Annotated in this window: 4 protein-coding genes; 2 read left to right on the forward strand and 2 right to left on the reverse strand. The window is 42.1% G+C overall.

The features are described 5' to 3' along the window. Positions 1 to 372 precede the first annotated feature (372 nt). Both PN499_RS02385 and PN499_RS02390 read left to right on the forward strand, forming a co-directional pair. A complete protein-coding gene (locus tag PN499_RS02385) occupies positions 373 to 765 on the forward strand; it encodes a DUF1830 domain-containing protein (RefSeq protein WP_272030080.1) in 393 nt (130 codons plus the stop codon). A gap of 93 nt (positions 766 to 858) precedes the next feature. Next, a complete protein-coding gene (locus PN499_RS02390) occupies positions 859 to 1,428 on the forward strand; it encodes a hypothetical protein (protein ID WP_272030082.1) in 570 nt (189 codons plus the stop codon). Positions 1,429 to 1,468: 40 nt separating this feature from the next. On the opposite strand, the gene PN499_RS29750 is transcribed toward PN499_RS02390, so the two are convergent. Beyond that, positions 1,469 to 2,239 carry a cytochrome P450 gene (locus PN499_RS29750; RefSeq protein WP_465249959.1) on the reverse strand — a complete coding sequence of 257 codons (771 nt, stop codon included), beginning with the start codon at positions 2,237 to 2,239 and terminating at the stop codon, positions 1,469 to 1,471. Positions 2,240 to 2,276: 37 nt separating this feature from the next. Further along, positions 2,277 to 2,780, reverse strand: a complete 504-nt coding sequence (locus PN499_RS29755) for a cytochrome P450 (RefSeq protein ID WP_465249960.1) — start codon at positions 2,778 to 2,780, stop codon at positions 2,277 to 2,279. Between the last annotated feature and the right edge of the window lie 27 nt (positions 2,781 to 2,807).

Below are 2,807 nucleotides of genomic sequence, written 5' to 3' on the forward strand. Positions count from 1 at the left end.
CCTCTGGGCGGTAAAGATACCGCCCAGAGGGCGGCGTTACATTTATCTTCATTTTTTAATATAACTTTACAATATAGCTAATTTTCCCGATTTTAGTATTAATTATTATTAAAATTCTAAAATTTTTCCTGGTTTCACCCCATACCATCCCAGCCCAAAATGACCTCTCAGCCCTTCAATATTAGGGAATAAAGACGCGATTTAGCCTTTAAGATTAGATTTTGGTCAACAACTAGCAATATTAGCTTTCAGAAGCGATCCTAACTCTTGACAAGTTTACCGATTGGTAGTCCCGTTTACAACGGATGGGGATCGCCAAGTGTTACCTTTGCTATATCACAACTTGTTTTAGCGTGAAGCTCCTCAGCAGTTATGGCTCAAATTCTCGATCCCCTACCTTCAAACAGCTCTGGTAAGATTCTCTGCTGCTATGTGAATGCTACCAGCCAAATTCAGATTGCACGCATCACCAATATTTCCAACTGGTACTTTGAGCGAGTGGTGTTTCCAGGTCAACGCCTAGTATTTGAAGCATTACCCGCAGGACTGATGGAAATTCATACTGGGATGATGGCCAGTGCCATCTTATCAGACAAAATCCCTTGCGATCGCCTACAAATCAACGAAGGGCCCTATTCGACAATCAACCCACTCACCCAGTCTACAGGCGCAACTACGTCCACTCCAACGAGGAGTGCACCGCGCCCTAAATCCAGAGAAATACCAGAACCTTTACCCATGCCTGCATTAACATTAATTGACTGAGGTTTAGTTCTGTTTTCTGGATTTATCTCAGTTTCATCCACAGGCAGGAATACTATGCAAAGATTTGATTGAAGACTTTTTAGCATTTGAGCGATGTCAGCAGACTCCAATCAACCATTACCTTTGAAAGCAGAATTCCCTGCGGTATTTCACATCTCTCCTTTAATTCGCATTACTTTGCTCAGTCTTTATGTGGCCCTGACATTGCCTTTACCTTTTTTATCAGAGGTGACAGCAGCACCAGTACCGCCAGCATTATTGTGGGTAGGTATCGGTTTGGGTGGAGTGGCGATATATGCAACTCTGAGCGAAATGGTGATATTAAACGAAGAAGAGATTCAAGTATCATATCCCAAATGGGTGCCTCGTTTTTATCGACAAGGTTGGTCGCTACCTTGGAATCAAGTAAAAGCTCTTAAACCTCGAACTACTGGTCAGGGTGGTTTAGTCTACTACTTTTTGAGCGATTCTGGTCAAGGTTATTTGTTACCAATGCGGGTGGCCGGATTTGCTAAATTGGTGCGGTTGGTGGAAGCAAAAACGGGTATCGATACAGCAGATGTCCGCCCTTTGTCACAACCTTGGATGTATTTGATTTTATTAGGGTGTACGGTGTTATTGTTGTTAGTTGATGTCTGGACGATTGCGAATGCAGTTTTGTGATTTTTTGCCACAGATAACCACAGATGAACGCGGATAGTTTTTAAGTTTTAGGGGTAAATTTTACTTGTAGACCGTCACGGGGATGGGGTGTTGGTACTGTAATTAGAGTTAGGTCTTGATTAGGTAAAAGTTCCCAGTTACACTCGCGCACAATTCGCGTTGCAAATAGTTTCATTTCTAACTTCGCAAATTCTTTACCTAGACATTCTCGCAAACCGCCCCCAAAAGGTACATAGCTAAATGGTTTAGCATTTGCTGAGTGTTCCGGGTTAAAACGTTCTGGGTCAAATTTTTCTGGTTCGGGGTAAACTTGACTATCTTTATGGGTTTGGTTAATCTGATAAAGAATGTTCCAACCTTCAGGAATTTGATATCCGTTGAACTCGCAAGAGCGAATTACTTCCCGAAAACCGCCACCTACTGGAGGAACTAACCGCAGCACTTCTTTCATCACTTGCTCTAAGTATGGCATTTGTTTGAGCTGTTCGAGAGTTATGGGTTCGCTTGGGGGAAATTGTTGTTGTTCGGCTCGGACTTTTGCCATGACTTGGGGATTTTTAGCTAATTCCAGACAGAAAGATGCAATTGCAGAAGTTAGAGTTTCATGTCCAGCAAATAGTAGTAGCAAAACTTGGTCTTTCAATTCTTCTAAACTGAGGCTATTTCCTTCTTCATCTTTAGCTGTAATTAGCAAGCTTAAAGCATCTTTTCCAATCTCTGGTTCTTGCTGTCGCTGACGGATAATGTTTTCAATTTCTACTAACAGTAATTTGCGACATTTCCAAGCGCGACCAAATTTTGTCCAAGGCAAACGTAGGGGAATTGTAAATAAACCTTCGCACCAAGTTTCAAAAAAATGACCTTAAGCTTGTCTGGGAACCAGAATCAAGTCCTACCAGCAATTTGGCCGCGATATCAAAAGTATAATTTCTAAGTTCTGGATACCAAGTTAGCGTACCGATTTTTTCCCATTTTTGCAGGTATTGATGAGTGATTTCTTCCATAGCGATAGTGTAACCAGCTAGCGCTCTTGGTTGAAATGCTTGATACAATAATTTGCGGCGTTTTTGATGGTCTGACCCTGTTTGTAAAGCTAAAGATAGAGGGCCTAAAAGTGCTTTGGTACTTGGTGGCCAGCTAACAGTAAAATATTGATTTTCATTGGTCAGTATAAACATATTTGCCTCTGGGCCGTAGAGGAAAATGGTAGGCTGTCCTAAGAGGCTGGTTTTGAAGATTGGCCCGTATTGTTGGTGACGTTTTCTGGCAAATTGAGAGTCACGCAAAAAGTTTATGGTATCTCCAATTAGTGGTAAACCAAAACTACCAGGAGGTAAGGGAAGTGCGTTCATAAGAAGGGGCTAGGGGCTAGGGGCTAG

Source organism: Kamptonema animale CS-326 (genome assembly GCF_028330895.1).
Classification (GTDB): Bacteria; Cyanobacteriota; Cyanobacteriia; order Cyanobacteriales; family Microcoleaceae; genus Kamptonema; species Kamptonema formosum.

Excerpts from the sequence above, each read along its gene's own strand:
- PN499_RS29755 (WP_465249960.1), bottom strand. The coding sequence starts at position 2,780 with ATGAACGCACTTCCCTTACCTCCTGGTAGTTTTGGTTTACCACTAATT.
- PN499_RS02385 (WP_272030080.1), top strand. The coding sequence starts at position 373 with ATGGCTCAAATTCTCGATCCCCTACCTTCAAACAGCTCTGGTAAGATT.
- PN499_RS02390 (WP_272030082.1), top strand. The coding sequence starts at position 859 with ATGTCAGCAGACTCCAATCAACCATTACCTTTGAAAGCAGAATTCCCT.